This is a genomic window from Halalkalibacillus halophilus DSM 18494 (genome assembly GCF_000423105.1).
Lineage (GTDB): Bacteria > Bacillota > Bacilli > Bacillales > Alkalibacillaceae > Halalkalibacillus > Halalkalibacillus halophilus.
This window is the reverse complement of record NZ_AUHI01000005.1, coordinates 100,983-125,482: the sequence shown is the minus strand read 5'-3', so window position 1 is coordinate 125,482 and position 24,500 is coordinate 100,983. Positions and strand designations below refer to the sequence as shown.

At 35.2% G+C, this 24,500-nt stretch carries 25 protein-coding genes; 21 read left to right on the top strand and 4 right to left on the bottom strand.

Features of this window, described 5'->3' with window-relative positions; genetic code table 11:
- Positions 1 to 8: 8 nt before the first annotated feature.
- From G532_RS0103215 to G532_RS0103200, 4 genes are read left to right on the top strand one after another with little or no spacing between them, the layout of a single operon-like run.
- A complete protein-coding gene (locus G532_RS0103215; protein WP_027963500.1) occupies positions 9 to 569 on the top strand; it encodes a nicotinate-nucleotide adenylyltransferase in 561 nt (186 codons plus the stop codon).
- A complete protein-coding gene (yqeK, locus tag G532_RS0103210; protein WP_027963499.1) occupies positions 559 to 1,149 on the top strand; it encodes a bis(5'-nucleosyl)-tetraphosphatase (symmetrical) YqeK in 591 nt (196 codons plus the stop codon). Before G532_RS0103215 ends, yqeK begins: the two co-directional genes overlap by 11 nt.
- Positions 1,139 to 1,483: a ribosome silencing factor gene (gene rsfS / locus G532_RS0103205; protein WP_027963498.1), complete on the top strand. Its 345-nt coding sequence runs from the start codon at positions 1,139 to 1,141 to the stop codon at positions 1,481 to 1,483. Before yqeK ends, rsfS begins: the two co-directional genes overlap by 11 nt.
- Positions 1,484 to 1,497: 14 nt before the next feature.
- Entirely contained in the window at positions 1,498 to 2,235 is a 738-nt protein-coding gene (locus G532_RS0103200) for a class I SAM-dependent DNA methyltransferase (protein WP_051189034.1), read from the top strand.
- Between the two features lie 132 nt (positions 2,236 to 2,367).
- Here the strand turns inward: G532_RS0103200 and comER are convergent, their stop codons facing one another.
- Entirely contained in the window at positions 2,368 to 3,204 is an 837-nt protein-coding gene (gene comER, locus G532_RS0103195; RefSeq protein ID WP_027963496.1) for a late competence protein ComER, read from the bottom strand.
- A gap of 50 nt (positions 3,205 to 3,254) precedes the next feature.
- Here comER and G532_RS0103190 point away from each other — a divergent pair, with 50 nt between their 5' ends.
- The 3 genes from G532_RS0103190 to G532_RS0103180 are packed head-to-tail and all read left to right on the top strand — an operon-like array spanning position 3,255 to position 6,761.
- Entirely contained in the window at positions 3,255 to 3,863 is a 609-nt protein-coding gene (locus G532_RS0103190; protein ID WP_035512467.1) for a helix-hairpin-helix domain-containing protein, read from the top strand.
- A gap of 57 nt (positions 3,864 to 3,920) precedes the next feature.
- A complete protein-coding gene (locus G532_RS0103185; protein WP_027963494.1) occupies positions 3,921 to 4,490 on the top strand; it encodes a ComE operon protein 2 in 570 nt (189 codons plus the stop codon).
- Positions 4,491 to 6,761 carry a DNA internalization-related competence protein ComEC/Rec2 gene (locus G532_RS0103180; protein ID WP_027963493.1) on the top strand — a complete coding sequence of 757 codons (2,271 nt, stop codon included), beginning with the start codon at positions 4,491 to 4,493 and terminating at the stop codon, positions 6,759 to 6,761.
- 45 nt (positions 6,762 to 6,806) lie between these two features.
- Here the strand turns inward: G532_RS0103180 and G532_RS15785 are convergent, their stop codons facing one another.
- A complete protein-coding gene (locus G532_RS15785; RefSeq protein WP_027963492.1) occupies positions 6,807 to 6,941 on the bottom strand; it encodes a YqzM family protein in 135 nt (44 codons plus the stop codon).
- Between the two features lie 299 nt (positions 6,942 to 7,240).
- Between G532_RS15785 and holA the strand changes: the two genes are divergently transcribed.
- On the top strand, positions 7,241 to 8,272 hold the full coding sequence (gene holA / locus G532_RS0103170) for a DNA polymerase III subunit delta (protein WP_027963491.1): 1,032 nt from the start codon (positions 7,241 to 7,243) through the stop codon (positions 8,270 to 8,272).
- 112 nt (positions 8,273 to 8,384) lie between these two features.
- Here holA and rpsT read toward each other — a convergent pair whose 3' ends face one another.
- Positions 8,385 to 8,648 (bottom strand): 30S ribosomal protein S20, encoded by a 264-nt coding sequence (gene rpsT, locus G532_RS0103165; RefSeq protein ID WP_027963490.1) that lies wholly within the window; start codon positions 8,646 to 8,648, stop codon positions 8,385 to 8,387.
- 170 nt (positions 8,649 to 8,818) lie between these two features.
- Here rpsT and gpr point away from each other — a divergent pair, with 170 nt between their 5' ends.
- The 13 genes from gpr (at position 8,819) to deoC (ending at position 23,315) form a co-directional block, all read left to right on the top strand.
- Positions 8,819 to 9,913, top strand: a complete 1,095-nt coding sequence (gene gpr / locus G532_RS0103155) for a GPR endopeptidase (RefSeq protein ID WP_027963489.1) — start codon at positions 8,819 to 8,821, stop codon at positions 9,911 to 9,913.
- A gap of 69 nt (positions 9,914 to 9,982) precedes the next feature.
- Positions 9,983 to 11,095 carry a stage II sporulation protein P gene (spoIIP, locus tag G532_RS0103150; RefSeq protein ID WP_051189033.1) on the top strand — a complete coding sequence of 371 codons (1,113 nt, stop codon included), beginning with the start codon at positions 9,983 to 9,985 and terminating at the stop codon, positions 11,093 to 11,095.
- 17 nt (positions 11,096 to 11,112) lie between these two features.
- Complete coding sequence (locus tag G532_RS0103145) at positions 11,113 to 11,403, top strand: hypothetical protein (protein ID WP_027963487.1); 291 nt, start codon at positions 11,113 to 11,115, stop codon at positions 11,401 to 11,403.
- A 93-nt stretch (positions 11,404 to 11,496) separates the two neighbouring features.
- Complete coding sequence (gene lepA, locus G532_RS0103140) at positions 11,497 to 13,308, top strand: translation elongation factor 4 (RefSeq protein WP_027963486.1); 1,812 nt, start codon at positions 11,497 to 11,499, stop codon at positions 13,306 to 13,308.
- A gap of 134 nt (positions 13,309 to 13,442) precedes the next feature.
- On the top strand, positions 13,443 to 14,618 hold the full coding sequence (gene hemW, locus G532_RS0103135; protein ID WP_027963485.1) for a radical SAM family heme chaperone HemW: 1,176 nt from the start codon (positions 13,443 to 13,445) through the stop codon (positions 14,616 to 14,618).
- A 66-nt stretch (positions 14,619 to 14,684) separates the two neighbouring features.
- Complete coding sequence (hrcA, locus tag G532_RS0103130; protein WP_027963484.1) at positions 14,685 to 15,713, top strand: heat-inducible transcriptional repressor HrcA; 1,029 nt, start codon at positions 14,685 to 14,687, stop codon at positions 15,711 to 15,713.
- 137 nt (positions 15,714 to 15,850) lie between these two features.
- Positions 15,851 to 16,387, top strand: a complete 537-nt coding sequence (gene grpE, locus G532_RS0103125) for a nucleotide exchange factor GrpE (RefSeq protein WP_027963483.1) — start codon at positions 15,851 to 15,853, stop codon at positions 16,385 to 16,387.
- A 46-nt stretch (positions 16,388 to 16,433) separates the two neighbouring features.
- Positions 16,434 to 18,257: a molecular chaperone DnaK gene (gene dnaK / locus G532_RS0103120; protein WP_027963482.1), complete on the top strand. Its 1,824-nt coding sequence runs from the start codon at positions 16,434 to 16,436 to the stop codon at positions 18,255 to 18,257.
- 153 nt (positions 18,258 to 18,410) lie between these two features.
- On the top strand, positions 18,411 to 19,523 hold the full coding sequence (dnaJ, locus tag G532_RS0103115) for a molecular chaperone DnaJ (protein ID WP_027963481.1): 1,113 nt from the start codon (positions 18,411 to 18,413) through the stop codon (positions 19,521 to 19,523).
- Between the two features lie 22 nt (positions 19,524 to 19,545).
- On the top strand, positions 19,546 to 20,487 hold the full coding sequence (gene prmA / locus G532_RS0103110) for a 50S ribosomal protein L11 methyltransferase (protein ID WP_027963480.1): 942 nt from the start codon (positions 19,546 to 19,548) through the stop codon (positions 20,485 to 20,487).
- A gap of 12 nt (positions 20,488 to 20,499) precedes the next feature.
- Complete coding sequence (locus tag G532_RS0103105) at positions 20,500 to 21,267, top strand: 16S rRNA (uracil(1498)-N(3))-methyltransferase (RefSeq protein ID WP_027963479.1); 768 nt, start codon at positions 20,500 to 20,502, stop codon at positions 21,265 to 21,267.
- 4 nt (positions 21,268 to 21,271) lie between these two features.
- Positions 21,272 to 22,627, top strand: coding sequence for a tRNA (N(6)-L-threonylcarbamoyladenosine(37)-C(2))-methylthiotransferase MtaB (mtaB, locus tag G532_RS0103100; protein WP_027963478.1), 1,356 nt, complete (start codon positions 21,272 to 21,274; stop codon positions 22,625 to 22,627).
- A gap of 16 nt (positions 22,628 to 22,643) precedes the next feature.
- Entirely contained in the window at positions 22,644 to 23,315 is a 672-nt protein-coding gene (gene deoC, locus G532_RS0103095) for a deoxyribose-phosphate aldolase (protein ID WP_027963477.1), read from the top strand.
- Positions 23,316 to 23,411: 96 nt separating this feature from the next.
- On the opposite strand, the gene G532_RS0103090 is transcribed toward deoC, so the two are convergent.
- Positions 23,412 to 24,347, bottom strand: coding sequence for a Na/Pi symporter (locus tag G532_RS0103090; RefSeq protein ID WP_027963476.1), 936 nt, complete (start codon positions 24,345 to 24,347; stop codon positions 23,412 to 23,414).
- Positions 24,348 to 24,500 lie beyond the last annotated feature (153 nt).

Sequence of the window (24,500 nt, the reverse complement as noted above, 5' to 3'; positions counted from 1 at the left end):
AGTCTCATATGAAAAAGATAGCTCTGTTTGGAGGCACATTTGATCCTCCTCACATAGGACATTTAGCTATTTGTAACGCCGTGTGGAAACAAACGAACGTAGATGAAATATGGTTTATTCCAACCTATACTCCACCTCACAAAGAACCTGCAAACGTTTCTTTTGATCACCGGTTGAATATGTTGAAACTACTGATGCAGAAGTTTGATTCTGTGAAAGTACTCTCTATAGAGAAAGAAAGAGAAGGTAAATCTTATACAATCGATACGGTCTTTCAAATTAAACAAAGGTTTCCTGATTATGAGTTTAAATTTATCATTGGTGGAGATATGGTAGAGTATTTACCGAATTGGCATAGAATTGATGATTTAAAAAAATTATTAACATTCATCGGAATTAGTCGGGTGGGGTATACATTTAGTGATGCTGATATAGAAAAAATAGAAATGGATCCGGTCAATGTATCTTCCTCGACAATTAGGTCTAATATAAAGTCACGAGGGGTTTATGATGGCCTAACTGCTTCCGTAGCTGAGTATATAAAGGAGCATCGGCTTTATGAACATTAGTCAAGCATTACTAGAATCAAAAAAGGTGATGAATCCTAAAAGATTTGAACATGTCGAGCGAGTAACGGAGACTGCATCTGATTTAGCTGCGTTTTATGAGGTGAACCAGACAGAAGTTGGACTAGCAGCTGCATTTCATGATTATTGTAAAGATTTTGATTCAGACGATCTTAGAAGATGGATTCAAGATGATGTAACATTACCAAAAGATTTGTTACATTATCATCATGAACTATGGCATGGTCCGGTGGGAGCTAAATATGTTTCCAAGTGGTATGGGGTGGATACTCCTGAAATTTTGAACGGTATATATTATCATACCACTGGTAGAAGGAATATGAGTAAAGTAGAACAGATCGTATTTGTAGCTGATTATATAGAGCCTGGAAGAACATTTCCAGGTGTAGAAGAAGCAAGAGAAAAAGCTTATAAAGATTTAGATGAAGCTTGTCATTATGCTTTAAAACAAACCATTTCTTTCTTATCTTCTAAGTCACAGCCGATCTATCCTGATACGTTTCATGCATATAATTATTTTTTAAAGAAAATTAAAAACGGGGGTTTGAATGATGGAAAGTAAACAATTATTAGAAATAGCCGCAAAAGCATGTGATGATAAACAAGCGCAAGACTTAATTGCACTAGATATGAGAGAAGTGTCGTTAATATCAGATTATTTCTTAATTTGTCATGGGAATAATGAGCGTCAAGTAGATGCCATTAGTAAAGCTATTAAAGATGCAGTCGAAGAACACGGCTTAGAAGTTAAGAAAATCGAGGGGAAAGACCAATCACGATGGGTACTAGTTGATTTAGACGATGTGGTTGTTCACATTTTCCACAAAGAAGAACGCGCTTATTATAACTTAGAGAAATTATGGGGAGACGCTGATCAAGTGTCCTTACCTGTGTAACTGGGATTATTATGATGTACCAAAGCCTAGCTACAGTATATGATGAATTAATGAAAGATGCCCCATATGAAAATTGGGTCGAGTTCACTAAAAGCTGTTCCAAAGAATCAATTTCAGATCTAACTATTCTTGAGTTAGGTTGTGGAACAGGTGAAATTGCTACACGTTTAGCTAGAGAGGGTAGCAAGATAACAGCAATTGATCAGTCAGAAGAGATGATTAACTTGGCAAAGGAAAAGGCTATGAAAAGTAATCTTGATATTACTTTTGATAATAAAGATATACGATCCTATCAAACAGATAAATCGTTTGATCTCATTCTTTCCTATTGCGATGTTATAAATTATTTACTAACGGAAGAAGATGTAAGGCAGACTTTTCAACAGGCATTTCACCATTTAAGCGAAAATGGACAATTCCTGTTTGATGTTCATAGTCTTAGCTATATTCATGAATTAACGGATAATGAGATCTTTTCACAAATAAGCGAGGAAGTTAGTTATGTTTGGTTTTGTAAACAAGGAGAAACAGAAAACCAAGTTGAGCATGATTTAACCTTTTTTGTACAAAAAGAAGCGGATCTATATAAAAGGTTTGATGAAGTTCATACTCAACAAGTATTCCCTATGGAAAAATATAAAGAATTATTACAGGAAGTCGGGTTTACTGAAGTAGAGTTTAGTAGTGATTTTTCTTTAACAAAAGCAACTGATGAACAAACAAATCGATTTTTTTTCCGTTGTAGAAAATAAACTTAAATAGAACCTTTTAAATATTTGTTGTATTTATTAGGTTCTATTTTTATTTTCTTAAAGTTTCACTATTTTTAAAGTCTATAGTTCCTCTTGCTATTTAAAATTTTTATCGTAATATTAGATTATCTACTAAATTTCAGTATCTAATTGTTTCAAATAATGATGCATATTTTTCTTTTCAAGCGCAAACTTTTCATGTGTGGCGTGAAAGACTCCTTGAAACCCACTTGAAAATAATTTTTCAAAAACGATCATCCCTTCACCAGTAATCCCCCCTTGAACCATCACCTTTTTTTGGAGCGTTTGAAGGTCAAAATGATCCCCTTGAAGTAAGCTGCCATATCCTTGGACCATCGTCGTAATTAATTCTGTAGCTTGGTCTCTTTCTAAAGACGTATACTCATTTGCACCATCAATAAGTTTTTCAATAAAGAAGCTCATAAAAGCCGGACCACATGACACAAGGTCTGATGCCACACGAACATGTTCCTCCTCCACTAAGAAAGGTTTGGAGAACAGTTTACATGTTTGTAATATTAAATGCTTATTCTCTTCTTTCATATTCTCTCCAAAAGTTATAAGCGTAGCACCTTGATGTACTTGGTTAGTAATACTAGGAATAACCCTCGCTACTTGGCACGGTAATTGTTCTTCAAGTAACTCTACTGATACAGAGCTCGTAATTGAGATTACGCATTGGTTTTTATTTAGATTAGGTTTTATTTGATGAGCTACTTTAATAATATCTTTTGGCTTTGCACATAAAAAAATAATGTCACAAGTATTTGTGATGGCATCAAGTGTTTGAACTACATGGATATTAGAATATACCTTTTTTAAGTCGTATGCTTTTAATAATGTACGATTCTGAACGTACATATCATTTTCCTCTACTGCCCCGCTGGTTACTAAAGCATGTAATAATACTTTACCCATATTTCCAGTTCCAATGATTCCCCACTTCATATAAGGTCCCCCTATTAAAATACTATTCTCTGAGAGAAAGTTGGATTGCGATGCGTAAAATCAGATCTTGGATCATTGTTTTCACCTTAATTATTATGTTTATTGCTGCTGTTTTATTACAAACAAGTGATGGAAATAAGGCATTGGACATATCGACAGAAACAACTTCAAATTTGAACGCGTCAACAGATGTACAAAACGAAAATAGAGTTATGGAAGAAAAAGAGACAGAGGATCATATAGGTGAAATTGTCATTGATATGAAAGGGGAGGTAAATGCTCCAGGTGTTTATGAACTTCCTGTTGGTTCTAGAGTTCATGAAGCAGTTGAGAAGGCTGGTGGTTTTACTTCCCATGCTGACGAAACATCAGTTAATCTCGCACAAATAATCGCAGATGAAATGGTTATACTCGTTCCGAAAGAAGGGGAGGAAAATGTTTCTATACCACAGGAGAGTGGAGAAACAAAGATTTCTATTAATCACGGATCTGAAACAGATTTAATGAGTTTACCTGGAATTGGTGCTCAAAAAGCAAAGGCGATTATTGAATATCGAGAGGAGAATGGTCCATTACAATCTACAGAGGAACTTCTTCAAATTAGTGGTATTGGTGTGAAAACACTAGAAGGATTTGAGGATCAAATATCGATTCATTAATTTATCTTTACTAGTAACAAGTGCTTCTATACAATGATTGAAAAGGGGGCGTGTTAGATGGAACGAATTTCATGGGATCAATACTTTATATCACAGAGTCAATTAATTGCTTTAAGAAGTACTTGTGAGCGTTTAGCAGTAGGAGCAACAATTGTAAGAGATAAGCGTGTTATTGCTGGTGGATATAATGGAAGTGTATCAGGTGGTAGCCATTGTATTGATGAAGGCTGTAAAGTAATAGATGGACATTGCGTGCGAACCATTCATGCGGAAGTAAATGCAATATTACAATGCGCTAAATTTGGTGTACCTACTGAAGGTGCAGAAATATATGTGACTCACTTTCCTTGTTTGAACTGCTGTAAAACAATTATTCAAAGTGGTATTAAAAAGATTATATATGGACAAGATTATCGAAATAATGAATACGCATTAGAGTTATTAGACCAAGCAGGAGTTATATACAAGAAGGTAGAGCCTGAGTATTTACATATGGAACAGAATGCGAAGGATAAAATACAACTCATCTCCACATTGCTTCAAGAATTAGAGCAAAAAGGGATGGACGAAGAAGAACTTAAGGAATTTCGGATGAAAGCGAATGAATTATTTACGATGGTGGAATAAATGATTAGATCAAATCCCCTTTTCAGTTCTATTTCTGGAAAGGGTTATATTCTTGTGATTGCCTATTTATTAGGGTATCTTCATCCTTTTATTCTATCCTTCATTATACTCCCCCTTATACTCTTCTTATTGCATTTCTTTCCGCGACACTTCTTATTATATGTACTATCTTTCCTTTGTTTTTTTATATCGTATTTGATTACACCTACTGTCGGAGAAAACTCACTAATTGAAAGTGAAATTCCATTAGATGGCCAAGTGAGGATAAATTCTTTTGGGAATCAATCTGAACAATTTCAGCAAGTGGAAGTTGAACTTCTAGATCAATCATCTAAAGCAATACTCTTCGTACCGCTTACCAATCAATTACCTAAAATTGGCGCTACTTGCCGTGTGAAAGCTACTCTTGCTCCACCTACGCAAGCAAAAAATCCAGGTCAGTTTAATTATAGAAAATATCTTGCTGATCAGGGAATCACTTCTGTTGGGTATCAACCTGAGCTATTCCATTGTTCTGGAGAAAATTTAAAAAATAATTTATGGAATTTAAGAAAAGAACTCATAAACAAAGTGGAAGTTAGCTATCCAGATAATGTTTCAGTTTGGATTAAAGCATTAGTTTTTGGTGATCGTTCACAAGTATCAGAAGATGTTATTGAAGCATTTCAATTCTGGAATATCTCCCATCTTCTTGCTATATCAGGGTTACATGTAGGGTTAATTCTAGTAAGTATGTATTATTTACTTCAATATATTTTCTCTTTATCAAAAGCACAAACAAAGCTTGTATTATTATTTTTTATACCAATCTACATATTTTTAGCAGGGGCGAACCCGCCAGTCATAAGGGCTGGAATGATGGCTGTTATTGTAATAATTTTAAGCTTCTTTAAAAAGAAGGTAGATCAAACAGATATACTATCCTTTCTATGTATTTTCTCCCTGTTCATTAACCCCTATTTAGCTTTCGAATTGTCTTTTCAATTTTCTTTTGCTGTTACATTCTCATTGTTACTATCTAAAAACCTCTTTCGTTCGAACAACTGGTTCCTTCTATCTTTGAAAATTAGTTTAATAAGTCAGTTAGCAGTGCTGCCAATTCAATTAATTAATTTTTACTTCACAAATGTTTTTTCATTTCTTCTTAATTTAGTGCTTATACCGTATTTTACTTTAATACTCATTCCACTATCTCTATTTCTTGTCTTGATCAGCTTATTACATCTTCCAAGTTTTATACTAAGTATTTTCAGTTCCATCTTCTACAAGGTTCATTCTAATGTCATTGATTTAGTGCTTGTTTTAGGAGAACCTGACCTTGCAAACTGGGTTGTGGGCAAACCTTCCATAGCATTTATAATGTTTTATTACTTATTCTTTATACTATTTATGAAGTATTGGGATTTAAAAAAGCTACGAATTGCAGCATTATTTGGTAATTTAGCTATTGGTGTATTTCTAGTTTTTCAAATGCTCCCATACTTTAACAATGATTTGAAAATTACCGTTATGGACGTTGGTCAGGCAGATCAAATTATTGTGGAGTTACCACGAAGAGAGGCCGTTTGGATCATCGATGCAGGAGAGGAAGTGAAATTTCCATTTGATCAAATTGTTCCTGAAAATGCTCAAAATATTACGAAACCATTTTTATATTCAAATGGAATAAAGCAGGTGGATGCCGTGTTTATTTCGCATTTTGATTATGATCATGTTGGAGGACTATCCTATATAAATACACATTTTAAACCGAAAAATGTATTTACCCATCCATATAGTGACGCATCCACATACTTAGAAGAATTGGACCAGGAAAAGGTGATCAAGCTTGAACAATCGAACCAATTGTTACTGGAGGATACAGTATTGGAAATATTGTGGCCTCCAAGCGATCAACTTTCACAAAGTGAGAATGAACAGTCATTAGTATTTGTAATATCAAATAAGGAATTTAACATGTTGTTTACGGGAGATATTTTACAAGAGAATGAAAAGGATCTAATAAATTGGGATATGGAAAGGAGTATTGATGTTCTTAAGGTTGCCCATCATGGAAGTTCTTCCTCTACCTCGGATTCCTTTTTAGAACATTATGATGTTCATGCTGCGATTATCTCAGTAGGTGAAAAGAATTCCTATGGACACCCGCATCCTGAAGTACTAAACAGACTTCATACTAATCTAATACCATATTGGAGAACAGATGAACATGGAGCTATTATGATTGAAGTAAAACATGGACAAGGTACAATTAACTCATTCCTACCATAGGATATAAAAAAGAGAGAACCAAAAGGCTCTCTCTAAACAGACATATTAGTTTGCAAAAATCGTAAAGATTGTACCGATAAAGAAAATGACAAAAAAGAAAATGAAAGAAAAGCCAAAACCTTTAATGGAGTCGACAACATCATTATTTTTTGATTGCACATCTTTTTCAAAATCGTTCACGTCCATCCCTCCTAAATCCCTTTCAGTATAAGCGAATTTAAAATAAAAAGCTATTATTTTTTTGTAAGTACAAAAAATTGTAATAAACGTTTTTAGCAAGATACAAATCTTAACAGATATAATTCCGCTTAAAATAGACATGATAATTATAACACCAAATATCGTTAGAAACAAAGTTACCCGGGGGTTTGTTTTTAACGTTTATATAAATGAGAGAGGGAATACCAAGCCCTCTCTCTTTTACATCTGTTCGTACAACCTATCTTTATTGTATAATAAGGGTAAGGGAGGCAAGGAATATGCATGCACAGCAATTTATACAATCCAAAAAAGCAATCAAGCAAGCTTCTATATATGTATTATTTGGTGAAGAAAGTTATTTTATTCAAGCTGTACAAAAACGAATCTTTGAGTCCGTATTCCATAGTCAGACAGAGCATGATGTTCAACGATATGATATGGAAAGCATTCCCGTGCAAGAGGCAATCCATGATGCCGAAACGTTTCCTTTTTTTACTGATCATAAGGGAATAATTATTGATCGCGCGTATTTCTTAACAGGACAAACAAAATCCACAGACTTTGAACATTCTATGGAGGCATTATCGGAGTACATAGAACAACCGACAGATTTTACTACGCTTGTAATCGTTGCACCATATGAAAAAATGGATTCACGTAAAAAGATAGTTAAACGTTTAAAAGAAAAAGCGGAATTAATTGATTGTTCTAGTCCAAATGAAAATAATATGCGGAATATTATCTTGGAGATGGCAAAACAGAAGAATTTAACCATACCTGAAGAGGTTACTGATTTATTATTAGAGCGGATAGGGGATCAAATTGGCCCTCTGCAACAAGAGTTAGAAAAGCTTTCCAATTACTTTAAAGACGAGGAAATTAATCTAGAGGAAGCAAAAGACTTAATAAGCCCTTATGCAGAGACAAGTACTTTTTCATTGATTGACTCTTTAGTTAAGAACCGTTTACAAGAAGGTTTGTTAATTCTAAAAGAATTAAGAAAGCAAGGGGAAGAACCTATAGCTTTGTTAGCATTAACAACTTCTCAATTAAGACTGATTTTGCAAGCTAAACTGCTTAAAAAGAAAGGCTACCAACAAAATCAAATAGCTAAACAACTTGGTGCTCACCCATATGCTGTTAAAATGGCTTTATCAAGAGAGCGATTATTTAACTCATATGACTTAAAAGAGATTCTTAAATTGGCTTGTCTAACGGATGAGAAAATGAAAACTGGTCAAGAAGATAAATGGTTAGCGCTGGAGCTATTCGTACAAAAAATTGTTCAACAGCTTCAAAAGGCAAGTTAATTACATTAAAAAATAAATGTTAAATAAAAAGATCGTGTACTTAATATAAGTACACGATCTTTTTACTTTATAAAGTTACCCTTGATCAAAGGTAAGTAAGTGAATGCTTTATTTATTTAACAGAATTAACTTCTTGCATTAACTTACTCTTCTTACGGTCCCCATTGTTCTTCTGTAGGATATTACGTTGAACAGCCTTATCAATTTTACTAATAGCTGTACCTAACTTTTCTTGTGCTTCTTCAGCATTTTTAGCTTTAACAGCTGTTTGTACTTGTCTGATTGCACTGCGCATATCTGTACGAATTGCTTGGTTACGTTTACGTTTGTCTCCATTGATCTTAATACGTTTAACTGCTTGTGGAGTATTTGCCATGATTTTTCACCTCCTGAAAATGTTGTCCATAATATATAGATTTCTATTCATGGACAAAAGTCATTTTATCAAAGGAGGACAAAGTTTTCAATAGTTTGGTGTCAAGATTAATCACTTGTCGAATAATTTTTTGAAAATCGGAGATGGTAATTCTTAATGGAGGGTGTTAAATGGAAGAACAAAATTGGTTGAAACGAACAGATCTAGCATTAGAAGCTAAAGAAATGTTTGTAGAAGAAAATCCGGAGAAAAAACATGAATTAGACGGTATTATTATTCATGAATTTGAACAAGAAAATGTGAAATTAACACGTGTAGAAATAGATCAAGAAGGGTCTGAACGAGTTGGGAAAAATCCCGGGGAGTATATTACGCTAGAATCACAGGAATTAAGAAAACCCAATCAAACATTTGATAAGAAGATGGCTGTCTTATTAGCAAATGAATTAAAAAGGCTCATTAAAATTCACCAAATAACGAACGAGTCTACATGTTTAATTGTTGGTCTAGGAAACGGCTATGTAACCCCGGATGCTTTAGGTCCTAATGCGATCAACCAGCTTTATGTAACGACGCATTTATTTAAATTACATCCAGAAGTCGTGCAAGAAGGTTATCGTCCAGTATCAGCGTTCACCCCCAGTGTAATGGGACTAACAGGACTAGAAACAAGTGATGTGATCTTTGGAGTAGTAAAAGAGATAAACCCAGATTTTGTGATCGTAATTGATGCGCTAGCTGCAAGGTCAATTGATCGCGTCAACGCTACCATTCAATTATCAGACACAGGCATTCACCCAGGATCTGGAGTTGGAAATGACCGAAAAGAAATAAGCGAATCAACTATTGGGGTGCCCGTATTTTCCATTGGGATACCTACTGTAGTTGATGCAGTAACTATAACGACAGACACACTTGATTATTTATTAAAGCACTTTGGTAAACAAATGGACCAACAAGACCAAGCAAGAACTGTTTTAGCACCATCTGGAATGACTTTTGGGGAGAAACCTGAATATGATGAGGAAGACTTACCAGATGAAGATTCTAGGAAAGCTTATATGGGTATGGTAGGAAATTTATCAATCGAAGAAAAAAGGAAATTAATTAGTGAGGTTTTACAGCCTATGGGACATAATTTAATGGTAACCCCTAAAGAGGTCGATGAAGTGGTGAACAGGCTTAGTAGAGTAATTGCTTCTGGAATTAATCAAGGCTTACACCCGAAAATTAATCAAGATAACAGTGCAGATTTTCTAAAATAAGAAGGTTCTAGCTTTTCAAATACCAACATACTATTTTAATAGTATTTTAGTAGAAAGGTTGAAAAGCTAATGATGACAAAACACTCATTTAGAAAATCATTTAATAGAAAACTGAATAGTCAACCTGTGTATTTACTAGCAATCCTCTTGGTTGTGTGGTTATTAATTCCTTTATTCTCTAATAACCAGTTTCAAGAAGCGTCTTCAAGTTCACTCAAACAATTAGTTGGTGAAGTTGATGGGGCTTCTCTATCTTATTTGCTCACCTTAGATCAGCCCTTGTTCACTGATATAAATCAAAACAACGAACAAAGTGTGTTTAAAGAATTTATCTTTCCCCTAATGACAGATCTTCCTTATTATGACTTACGATTATTATTTGGCAATGAACTGCCTAATTTTCCTGGTGTAAATAATAATATTTTAATTGCCGGAAGCGGAACAAATATTTATACAACTTCGATCGAGTCAGCCCCTCCAGAATATATATTTGAACAAGAAGAGGAAGAACAAGTACCTGAAGAGATAGAAACATATAATGACCAGGCAGTCTTTATTTATAATACCCATAACAGAGAAGCGTTTTTACCGTATATGTCGGAAGGAACAAAGCCTCACGAAGCTTTTCAATCTACTGATAATGTTACAGACCTAAGCTGGATGCTTTCTGATTTATTGAAAAAGCGTGGAATTGAAGCACATGTAGATCAAACAGACTTTTATTATCAACTTCAACAAGGTGGACTTGCCTATCATCAATCCTATGACGTTTCTAGAAGTGTGCTAAAAGAGGTTGTGAGCGAGGAAAATGATTCCTACTTAATAGATATACACCGCGATGCCCAACCTGGACATATTACAACTACTGAAATTGATGGAGAGAAGGTAGCAAAACTAATGTTTGTGGTAGGCGGGGAACATGAAGGTTACGAAGAAAACACGAAGATAGCTACTGAATTACACAAACTACTAGAAGAAAAATACCCAGAGATTAGTAGAGGTGTAGAGTTGAAGCGAGGTCCGTCTTCTAATGGAGTATATAATCAGGATTTAGGAGAAAAGGCGATGTTGTTAGAAGTAGGTGGAATTGACAATACTTTTGAGGAGATGGAAAGAAGTTTGGAAATTTTCGCTGAAGTCTTTACGGAGTATTATGAATCGGATCAAGAAGCGGCTAACTAATTAGAGGAGGGCTTACAATGCGGTTAATCGGTTATATAACAGTAATCTGTCTTATTGTATATTTTGCAAATTCTCTTATGGATGAGCCAACTTCCATATCTGAACAAGTTATTCACGGAGAAGCGGATTTAACAAATCATACAGCGACTGATTTTGAGGAAAAACATGAAGAAGTGCTTGATCATCATGAGGGTTCTGAAGCAGATGATTCCGTATACAAAGTGGCGAGTGTTTTAGAGAATGTGATTCGTGGTTTATTTGAATTAATATTTTATATTCTTCATCGAGTGGTCTATACATTTTTTTAATCTAGAACCGATACGGTAAAGATAATTGAATAATACCATTTTCATTGCTATAATCGAGCTAGCGAACGGACGCTATTACAGGAGTGATTATTAGTGAACAGAGACAGACAGAAGAACATTAGAAACTTTTCGATTATAGCTCATATAGACCATGGAAAGTCAACTTTAGCTGATCGAATTTTGGAGAAAACAAAAGCACTAACACAAAGAGAAATGAAAGAACAAATGTTAGATGCGATGGATTTAGAAAGAGAACGTGGAATTACTATTAAATTAAATTCCGTACAATTAGAGTATGAAGCGAATAATGGAGAAGACTATATATTTCATTTGATTGACACTCCGGGGCACGTCGATTTTACATATGAAGTATCCCGAAGTTTAGCTGCATGTGAAGGTGCTATTTTAGTAGTCGATGCTGCACAAGGAATAGAAGCTCAAACATTAGCAAACGTTTATTTAGCACTTGATAATGATTTAGAGATTATACCAGTTATTAATAAAATTGATCTTCCAAGTGCCAACGTAGAACGAGTAAAGCAAGAAATTGAAGATGTTATTGGAATTGACGCAGATGATGCTATTTTAGCTTCTGCTAAAGATGGCGTTGGGATCGATGAGATTTTGGAACGCATAGTGACAGATATTCCTGCACCAAGTGGTAATGTAGAGGACCAAACAAAGGCGTTGATATTTGATTCATTGTATGACCCTTACCGTGGTGTTATTGCTTATGTATGTGTAAAAGAAGGAACTATTAAACTAGGCGACAAAATAAAAATGATGCAAACTGAAAAGGTTTTTGAAGTTGCGGAAGTAGGAGTATTCACCCCAAAACCAGTTAAGAAAGACGAGCTCTCTGTTGGGGATGTTGGATTTCTTACAGCAGCAATTAAGAATGTAAAAGACAGTCGTGTAGGTGACACGATTACGCTAGCTAATAATTCTGCGGAAACACCACTTCCAGGTTATAGACGTTTAAATCCAATGGTTTATTGTGGTTTGTTCCCTGTAGATGCAGATAATTATAATGATTTAAGAGATGCTTTAGAGCGCTTAGAATTAAATGATTCCGCGCTACAGTATGAACCAGAAACTTCTCAAGCATTAGGATTTGGTTATCGTTGTGGTTTCCTTGGACTCCTTCACATGGAAATTATTCAAGAGAGAATTGAGCGAGAATTCAATATTGAATTAATCACAACCGCACCGAGTGTAATTTATGAAGTATTATTGGCAGATGACCAATTTGTAGAAATTGAGAATCCATCTTTAATGCCAAACTCTCAGGAAATAAAAGAAGTCAGAGAACCTTTTGTTAAAGCTACCGTTATGGTTCCAAATGATTATGTTGGACCTGTCATGGATATTTGTCAGAAAAAGCGTGGCCAATTCCAGGATATGCAGTATCTTGATGAAAACCGAGTAAATATTATTTACGACATTCCATTATCTGAAATCGTGTATGACTTTTTCGACCAATTAAAATCCCAAACAAAAGGGTATGCTTCGTTTGATTATGAATTAACTGGATATCAAGCTTCTGACCTAGTTAAAATGGATATACTATTAAATGGTGAAACAATTGATGCCCTATCATTTATAGTTCATAGAGACTTCGCATTCCATCGCGGTAAACAAATTGCGGATAAGTTAAAGGATTTAATTCCAAGACAACAGTTTGAAGTTCCAGTTCAAGCGGCAATTGGAAACAAAATAGTTGCAAGAACTACAATAAAAGCAATGCGTAAAAATGTCCTATCTAAATGTTATGGTGGTGACATTACCAGAAAACGTAAACTACTTGAAAAACAAAAAGAAGGTAAGAAACGTATGAAAATGGTTGGGAAAGTAGAAGTTCCACAAGAAGCGTTTATGTCTGTGTTAGAAATGAATGACGATTAAAATTTGAAAGGCCAGGCCGTAAACGGTCGGCCTTTTCTTACTTATGCGAGCGTGTTTCGTTCGACTAATAATAAATCAAAAATAACCTTTAGAAAGTCTATAGATTAAAGAGAAATGCAAAGGGAGAGTTTATTATGCATCCAAAAGCCGTTTACATTCATATCCCATTCTGTCATGAAATTTGTCATTACTGTGATTTTGCTAAAATGTATTACAATGAAAAAATTGCTGATGACTATTTAGAAGCCTTACACAAAGAAATGAGTTTATATATATCAAATGAAAAAATTGATGTAGAGACCATATATTTAGGTGGAGGTACGCCTACAAGCTTGAACCCTAATCAACTAAAAAAATTATTTGAAACGATCCATCACTTTATAAATGTAGAACAGGTAAAAGAATTTACAATAGAAGCGAATCCAGGGGAGTTTAAAGAAGAGCATGTGCAATTGATGAAAGAGTACGGTGTTAACCGGATTTCATTGGGAGTACAGGTTTTAGATGATGCCTATTTAAAACAACTAAATCGAATTCATGGTATTGCGGATGTGGACACATCGGTTCATTCATTACAAAAGTACGGACTAACAAACATTAGTATGGACTTTATTTATGCATTGCCAAATCAAAGCTTAAATCATTTTGAAAGCACACTTTCTCACGCATTAAGCTACGACTTACCACATTATTCTTCTTATGCTCTACAGATTGAACCGAAAACAGTGTTTTATATTCGGTACCAAGAAGGAAAATTAACAAAACCGAAAGAGGAAACAGAGGCAAAAATGTTTACCTCTTTAATAAATATGATGGATGATAAAGGACGTAAACACTATGAGATTAGTAATTTTTCAAAACCAGGTTACGAGAGTCAACATAATTTAATGTATTGGGATAATGTTCCTTATTATGCCTTTGGTGCAGGTGCACATGGGTATTTTGAGCAAGAGCGTTATGTGAATTTGCGACCAGTTAATCACTACTTAGATGCAATCAAAAAATCTAATAAGCCTGTTTTACACAGGGAGCCAGTTGATCGTAAGGCCCAAATTGAAGAAGAAATGTTTCTCGGGTTGCGTAAGAAAATAGGAGTTAGCGAAGAACGCTTTAAAAATCGCTACGGTTTATCGATGTTTGATTTATATAGTCAAGAGATCAATTCCTTTATTGATAAAGGCTGGATGATCCATAAAGATAACCATGTTTCCTTAACTCAAAGCGGGATGTTATTTGGAAATGAAGTGTTTGCATCCTTTTTAATAGATAATAATTCAAAGAATGCTAACAAGATAATTGACAGCCAGTAATGTATTTGGTAATTTATTATTAGCATTAGCACTCGGTACTGTTGAGTGCTAACAGAGGTGATGGATATGCTTACAGAACGCCAGTCTTTAATCTTACAAGTAATTGTAGATGAATTTATTCAGACTGCACAGCCAATAGGTTCAAGAAATATTGCAAAGCAAGAGCATATATCGTATAGCCCTGCTACTATTCGAAATGAAATGGCCGACTTAGAAGAAGCAGGTTTTTTATCAAAAACTCACAGTTCTTCTGGTAGGATTCCATCAGAAAAAGGCTATCGTTTTTATGTAGATCATTTAATGTCACCATCTCAACTTTCTAAACAAGAAATTAAAACCATTAAAGAACATTTTAATGATCGGATGATTGAACTTGAGAAGGTTATGCGAAACTCTGCAAACATCTTGTCTGAACTAACAAAGTATACAACTTTTGTTTTGGGTCCAGAAGCTTATGAGACGAAGTTAAAGCAAATACAGATTGTACCGATCAATCAGCAATCTGCAATTGCAATTTTGGTAACTGATTCTGGTCACGTAGAACATAGGTCGTTTGCTTTACCTGGTCATATCGAACAAGGTGACGTAGAAAAGATTGTTAACATTTTAAATGAAAAGTTAACAGGTGTGCCTTTGATTTATTTAGAGCGAGTAATTCAGTCTGAAGTTGTGGACTTACTACAACAATACACAACTAGTTATGAACAATCCTATGAATTACTTCAAGATGCCTTATTTGGAAAACAAGCTTCAAATATTTATGTAAGTGGTAAATCGAATATTTTAATGCAGCCAGAATTTAATGACATTAATAAAGCAAGAAGTTTGTTTAATATGATGGAAAGCGAAGATCAAATTGCTCCAATACTAAAAATGAATCAAGATGGACTTCATATTTCTATCGGCCAAGAAAATAATATGGAGGCAATGAGCCAATGTACGCTTATTACTGCCACATATTCCTTTGGTGAAAAGCAAGTTGGAACGATTGCATTATTAGGTCCGACGAGAATGGAATATTCAAAAGCTGTTTCTTTATTGGATCTATGGTCGAAGCAAATGAGCCATTCGTTTCAAAATTGGTATAAGGACTAAAAATTAAATGTTACTTCAATAGTCATCTTTTGACTTAAGCATTGAAGTTTCTTTGTTATTACTTGTTTTTATTTTATGTAATAACATGATATATTCTACAATTGGATAACTTGAGTTTAGTAGGAGGTGCAGTAAGAATGGAAGACAAAAAAGAAGAAGAAGTGAACCAGGAAACATTAGATCAACAAGAGCATGAAGAAATCAATGAAGAAGTAGAGGCTGAGTTATCAGAAGTAGAACAGCTTCAACTAGAAAAACAAGCCCTTCAAGAAAAAGTTGTTCGCTTACAAGCTGATTTTGATAATCACAGAAAGCGGGCTAAAAAGGAAAAAGAAATGGATTTGAAATATAAATCCCAGGACTTAGCTACAGAGTTGGTACCTGTTTTAGATAATTTTGAAAGAGCACTTCAAACTGAGGTAAATGATGAAAGTTCTCAGACATTTGTTGATGGTATGAAAATGGTGTATGGTCAATTGACACAAGCTCTTGAACAGGCTGGTGTGGAAGAAATTGAAGCAGAAGGTGTGGAGTTTGATCCACAAAAGCACCAAGCTATTATGCAAGTAAGTGAAGAAGGTTATGAATCTAACCAAGTGATTGAAGTCATGCAAAAAGGGTATCAATTAAAAGACCGCGTGATTCGTCCAGCAATGGTTAAGGTTAATGAATAAATAAAAAATTTAGAAATAGTAGGTAAGCTAAAAGGAGGAAGTTTTCATGAGTAAGATTATTGGTATTGACTTAGGTACAACAAATTCATGTGTAGCAGTTATGGAGGGTGGAGAATCAAAAGTAATTCCAAACCCAGAAGGAAACCGTACAACTCCATCTGTTGTTTCATTTAAGAATGGAGAAAGACAAGTAGGGGAAGTTGCAAAACGTCAAGCGATTACTAACCCTAACACAATCCAATCTGTTAAGCGTCACATGGGTACTGATTATAAAGTACAGATCGATGATAAAGAATATACACCTCAAGAAGTTTCAGCGATTATTTTACAACACATTAAATCATACGCTGAAGATTATTTAGGGGAAGAAGTATCAAAAGCAGTAATCACAGTTCCGGCATATTTCAACGATGCAGAACGTCAAGCTACTAAAGATGCTGGTAAAATTGCAGGCTTAGAAGTAGAACGTATTATTAATGAGCCTACTGCTGCAGCACTTGCTTATGGAATTGACAAAGATCACGATCAAACGATCTTAGTATATGACTTAGGTGGAGGTACGTTTGACGTTTCTATCTTAGACATTGGTGAAGGTACATTTGAAGTTGTAGCTACTGCTGGAGATAACAAACTTGGTGGAGATGACTTTGATGAAGTTATCATTAACCATATGGTAGCAGAGTTTAAAAAGGAAAACGGAATTGATTTATCTCAAGATAAAATGGCAATGCAACGTTTGAAAGATGCAGCTGAGAAAGCTAAAAAAGACTTATCAGGTGTAACTCAAACACAAATCTCTCTTCCGTTTATCACAGCTGGAGACGCAGGTCCATTACATTTAGAGATCAACATGACTCGTGCGAAGTTTGAAGAGTTAGCTTCTGAATTAGTAGAACGTACAATGGGACCAACTCGTCGTGCATTAAAAGATGCAGATATGTCTCCTTCACAAATTGATCAAGCAATCTTAGTAGGTGGGTCTACTCGTATCCCAGCGGTACAAGATGCAATCAAGAAGGAGATTGGAAAAGATCCATCCAAAGGAGTTAACCCTGATGAAGTGGTAGCATTAGGTGCTGCAATTCAAGGTGGAGTTTTACAAGGTGACGTTAAAGACGTTGTCCTATTAGATGTAACACCTCTATCTCTAGGAATTGAAACAATGGGTGGCGTATTCACTAAATTAATTGAGCGTAATACAACGATTCCAACTAGCGAATCTCAGGTGTTCTCAACTGCTGCAGATAACCAAAACGCAGTAGACATTCACGTCTTACAAGGTGAGCGCGAAATGGCTCAATACAACAAGACACTTGGTCGCTTCCAACTAACGGATATTCCACCAGCACCACGTGGCGTACCTCAAATCGAAGTTAAGTTCGATATTGATGCTAACGGTATCGTTAACGTTAATGCGAAAGATTTAGGAACGAACAAAGAACAATCTATTACTATTAAATCTTCTTCAGGTCTTTCAGAGGAAGAAGTAGAGAATATGGTAAAAGAAGCAGAAGAAAATGCAGAAGAAGATAAAAAGCGTCGTGAAGAAGTAGAGCTTCGTAATGAAGCTGACCAATTAATCTTCACTACAGATAAAACAATTAAAGACCTAGGCGAAAACGTAACCGAAGAAGAAAAACAAAAAGCTGAAACTGCAAAAGAAGAGCTTCAAACAGCTCTTGAAGGTGAAGACTTAGATGCTATTAAAGAAAAGAAAGAAACTTTAGAGCAGGAAGTTCAAAACTTATCAGTGAAAATGTATGAACAAGCACAACAGCAAGCAGAACAAGCTCAATCAGAAGGCGAAGGTCAAGAAGATGACGTTGTAGATGCTGATTATGAAGAAGTGAACGAAGACGAGCAAAAGTAATGAATGAGAAGTAATTAAAAGTCAAAGTCAAGGCCTTTCGTTGCTTGGCTTTGACTTTTTTACATCTTATTAAATTGAAATCGAATTGCAGGAATGAAATAATTAATGTTACTATAAATTTTATGCGAGAAAAGACGGGAGTGTGGTCTTCAATTGAGTAAGAGAGATTACTATGAGGTCCTTGGAGTTTCTAAGGATGCTTCAAAAGAGGAAATAAAAAAAGCTTATAGAAAGATGGCTCGAAAATACCATCCAGATGTTAGTGAAGAAGCAGATGCATCTGACAAGTTTAAAGAAGCAAAAGAAGCGTATGAAGTACTAGGTAATGACCAAAAACGTCAGCAGTACGATCAATTTGGTCATACTGGTGGACAACAAGGCCAAGGATTTGGTGGAGGCTTCGGCGACTTTGGTGATATATTTGATATGTTCTTCGGGGGGGGCGGCAGACAAAGAGACCCTAATGCTCCTAGACAGGGCCAAGACTTACAATACACAATGGAAATTAACTTTGAAGAGGCGATTTTTGGAAAAGAAACAGAAATTCATATACCAAAAGAAGAGTCATGTGATACTTGTGATGGTTCTGGTGCAAAGCCAGGCGCAAAGGTAACTACATGTTCTCACTGTAACGGTTCAGGGCAATTAAACGTGGAACAAAACACACCATTTGGTCGTGTTGTTAATCGACGTGTATGTAATCACTGTTCTGGTACTGGTCAATTCGTAGAAGAAAAATGTTCTACTTGTGGTGGCGCAGGAAAAGTTAAAACACGTCAAAAGATTGATATTAATATTCCAGGTGGAATTGATGATGGTCAACAAATTCGTATCACTGGTCATGGTAACCCAGGTGTAAACGGAGGACCTCCAGGTGACTTATTCGTGGTTGTTCGTGTAAGAAGACACGAATTTTTCGAACGTGATGGCGACGACATTATGTGTGAAATTCCAATAACATTTACACAAGCGGCGCTAGGAGATGAAATCGAAGTTCCAACGGTTCATGGTAAAGTTAAATTAAAAGTACCAGCTGGAACGCAAACGGGTACTCATTTCCGCCTAAAAGGAAAAGGTGCACCAAATGTTCATGGGTATGGCCAAGGAGATCAACATATCTTGGTGAAAGTTGTTGTTCCAAAGAATCTTGATGATCACCAAAAGGAATTGTTACGTGAGTTCCATGAAGCTAATGGCGATCAATCTTTAGATGAACAACAGGATAATTTATTTAAGAGAATGAAACGCGCTTTTAAAGGTGAATAAAAGATAAGTGAGCTGATCCAAGATGAAATGGTCTGAAATTAAAATTCATACTACAAATGAAGCAATTGAACCAATCTCAAATATTTTGCATGAATCTGGCGCCAGTGGCGTGGTTATAGAAGATCCTGCAGATTTATATAAAGAGCGTGTTCCGCTTTATGGTACGATTTATGAATTAGATCCAGATCAATACCCTACAGAAGGTGTCTACATCAAAGCCTATTTACCGGTAAATAGTTTCTTAGGAGAAGCAGTAGATGAAATCAAAGCATCAGTCTCGAATCTTGTAACTTTTGATATTGATATTGGAAAAAATAATATTACTATTTCAGAAGTTAACGAAGAAGAATGGGCAACGGCATGGAAGAAGTACTATAAGCCTGTGAAGATTTCTGAAAAGATAACTATTATTCCTACTTGGGAAGACTATACTCCAGTAAATAGTGATGAGCTCATTTTAGAACTAGACCCAGGAATGGCATTTGGAACGGGAACACACCCTACCACTGTATTAAGCTTACAAGCGCTTGAACAATATACTGATAAGGGTGATGTGGTTCTAGATGTCGGCTCTGGCTCTGGAGTACTATCAATTGGTGCAGCATTACTTGGAGCCAAATCTGTTATTGCCTATGATTTGGACGAGATCGCAGTAAAAAGCACAACGATTAATGTAAAATTAAATAAAGTTCAAGATATAGTTACTGCTCAACATAATGACTTATTAAATGATGTAACTTCAGAAGCGGACGTAATTGTTTCAAATATATTAGCAGAAATCATTGTGCAATTCACTGATACTGCTTTTAAGCGACTGAAAAAAGGTGGCTACTTTATTACTTCTGGGATTATTAAAGGAAAAAAGGAATTGGTCAAGCAAGATTTGATAAAGCAAGGATTTGAAATTCTTGAAGTAAATCAAATGGAAGATTGGATTTCTATTATCGCTAAAAAACCAGAATAATGAGGGGTTTACATGCAACGTTATTTTGTATCGGAACAAAATTGGGATGATCATTTAAGAAAAGTCAGTGTGAGTGGTGATGACTTTCACCATATAGTGAATGTGATGCGTATGAAAGTGGACGACCAACTTATTGTTTGTCACCCTTCAGGCAGAGCATTCACTGCTTTTATTACTAAAATCAATGATGAGAATAAATTAGTATCTGTTACTGTTTTAGAAGAACTGACTGAATCCAATGAATTACCAATTCACATCACTTTAGCTCAAGGCTTACCCAAAAGTGATAAACTAGATCTAATTATACAAAAATCAACAGAACTTGGTGTGAGTCAAATCACTCCATTACAAATGGATCGATCTATTGTAAAATGGGATAATAAGAAGCAATCAAAAAAAATAGCAAGGCTAGAAAAGATTGCGAAAGAAGCAAGTGAACAGTCACATCGATCTAAAATACCAATGATTACACAGGTCAATAAACTCGAAAAACTGCTGTCAGATAATGCATTTGATTGTATAATGGTAGCAAGTGAGTATGAAGCAAAAAAGAGTGGGATAACACCTTCAAATTTTAAGGAACAAATGAAAGAATTGAAGGATGGAGCAAAGGTGTTAATTGTTGTTGGACCTGAAGGAGGATTTTCCGAGCAAGAATTGGATCGTCTTTTTTCAATTGGTGCAACACCAATTAGGCTAGGAAAACGAATATTAAGAACAGAAACTGCACCAATCTATATTTTATCTGTTCTATCTTTTTATTTTGAGGAATGGAGGTAAGCTTATGAGTACTGTAGCTTTCCATACATTAGGATGTAAAGTTAATCATTATGAAACAGAAGCAATATGGCAATTTTTCAAAGTTCATGAATATGAACGTGTAGAGTTCACGCAACATTCAGATGTGTACGTAATAAATACTTGTACGGTTACAAATACTGGGGATAAGAAAAGTCGTCAGGTTATTCGCCGTGCTATTCGGAATAATCCAGATGCAGTGATATGTGTTACAGGCTGTTATGCACAAACATCTCCAGGGGAAATTATGGAGATCCCGGGTGTGGACGTTGTTGTAGGCACACAAGATCGTAAAAAAATGCTTGATTACATAGAGCAGTATAAAGAGGAAAGACAACCTATAAATGCGGTAACGAACATTATGAAAACACGTGTGTTTGAAGATATGGATGTGCCTGCTTTTACGGACCGTACGAGAGCTTCTTTAAAAATACAAGAAGGTTGTAACAACTTTTGTACTTTTTGCATTATACCTTGGGCTAGAGGTCTAATGCGTTCTCGACCAAAAGAAGATGTTTTATTTCAAGCGCAACAATTAGTTGATGCAGGTTATAAAGAAATTGTTTTAACAGGAATTCATACAGGTGGTTATGGTGAGGACTTAAAAGATTATAACTTGGCACAATTATTAAGAGAACTAGAAGCAAATGTAAAAGGATTGAAACGAATTCGTATCTCATCGATTGAAGCTAGCCAGATCACAGATGAAGTAATAGAAGTTCTAGATCAGTCTGAGATGATTGTTAGGCACTTACACATTCCTTTACAAGCTGGTTCAGACACTGTCTTGAAACGCATGAGAAGAAAGTATACTGCAGATTTTTATCGAGGAAGAATTGAAAAGGTGAAGAATGCTTTGCCGAAATTGGCAATCACATCCGACGTGATAGTAGGATTCCCAGGAGAAACAGACGAAGAATTCATGGAGACATATAAGTTTATTCAAGAAATCGGTTATTCCGAATTGCATGTTTTTCCTTATTCTCAAAGAACAGGGACACCTGCAGCACGTATGAAAGACCAAGTGGATGATGAAGTCAAAAACAAACGTGTCCATCAGTTAATTGAACTTTCTAACCAACAAGCAAAGGAATATGCGTCTCAATTTGAAGGTGAGGTGCTTGAAGTTATTCCTGAAGAGGCTTATAAGAAAGCCCCTAAAAGTGGAATGCTGGAAGGTTATTCTGATAATTATATGAAAGTTGCTTTTAAAGGGGCCGAAGAACTAATTGGCCAAATTGTTCGTGTTAAAATAACAAAAGCGGGCTATCCTTATAACGAAGGAGAATTTGTCCGTGTGATGGACCAACCTAAAGGAAGCCCAATCGCTACTACAAATTAGAAAAGGAAGTGTTTTAATGGATAAAAATTTAGCAGCTATGATCGACCACACTCAATTAAAACCAGAAACACAGGTAGAAAAAATTAACCAAGTATGTGAAGAAGCTAAGACTTATAATTTCGCTTCTGTATGTGTGACTCCCACATGGGTAACACATTGTCATGAATTATTGAAAGATACAGAAGTGAAAGTTTGTACAGTAATTGGATTTCCACTTGGGGCTACGACTCTAGAAACAAAAGCTTTTGAAACAAAGCAAGCAATTGAAAATGGTGCATCCGAGATTGATATGGTCATAAATATCGGTTCACTTAAAGATGGTCATTACGAAGAGGTTGAACAAGATATCAAAGCGGTTGTAAATGAAGCAGAAGATAAAGCAATTGTTAAGGTAATAATTGAAACTTCCTTGTTAACAAAGGATGAAAAAGTAAAAGCATGTGAACTAGCAAAACGTGCTGGAGCAGACTTTGTAAAAACTTCCACTGGCTTCTCGGGTGGAGGAGCGACTGCTGATGATATTCGCTTAATGCGTTTAACAGTTGGTCCGGAAATGGGAGTGAAAGCATCAGGTGGAGTTAAGAATGCAGCAGATGCCAACGCAATGATTGATGCTGGGGCTACACGTATTGGGGCCTCTTCAGGTATTGAGATTGTAACAGGTAACACATCAGACTCTGATTATTAAAATAAAATGTTTATCTGAACAAGGAAGAAGGTGCGAGTTAATCGCACCTCCTTTTTTTGTACATCAATCGAATTTCCACTTAATTTTCTTTCAGGTTTATTCCCTGATTTTATGTAATTTAATAATGAAACGATGTAGAGGTTTTAAAAATATTAGCAAAACGATTCCCGATAAAAGGTTTATACATATAGACAGGATCACAATTTGTTGCATTTCATTTTCACTGATTAACTGTGTGAAAGTAATTATATAGTGACTAATTATTTTAGGAGAGAATAGTAACGCTGTGAAAATGTTTATCCATAAATGGGAGTAACCTATAAATTTGAGTAGATTAGATTGACCCATTGCTACAATCAATATTGTCGAACAAGTACCGATGTTAGCTCCGAGCAGCAAATAGTATACTGCTTCGATTGAAAATATATGATTTGAGCTTGTACCTATTAATATCCCAACCAAACTGCTAGAAGACTGAATGAAACTAGTAAATGACAAACCAGCAAGTGTCGCTTTCCAATTAGAGTCATTGGCAAATTGAATAACTTGGTTTGAATCAGAATCAGTTAACAACAATGAAATATTTTCAAAGCCTTTAATTGCAATGAATATAAGTGCCGAACCTATAAAAACACCGCTAAGAGAAAAACCAATTCGGTTACGATGAAAGAATATTGCCAAACATGCTCCGAGTATAATGCAGCTAATAATCACTAAATCGTGGTTATAAATAAAGATTTGTGAGGAGACAGTAGTGCCTAAATTCGCTCCTATTATATAAGTCAAAATAAAATAGTAAGGAGTGCGTTTAGTAGGTTGAATGAAGCTCATTAGTAATGCGATCGAAGCAGAGCTACTTTGAATCGCTATAGTAATGGCAAGTCCCATTAGGAAGCCATAAAAAACATTCATTTTTGGTTCGAATTGTTCAAACCTTTTTAAAAAAACGGTGTGAAAACATATTCTCATCCACAATAAACCATATATAAAAATAGTTAGATAAGTAAAAAAGGGTATTAATAAGTAAAACATATCATTCACCTCTATAAATGATATGAATAGAAATTCATATACATACAATAAGATGTTTGGATATTGACCTAACTGAAAAAATTTAATATAATAACTAGTGATGTGCAAGAGTTAGCACACATTGATTTATGCGTTTTATTTGGAGGGAGGGTA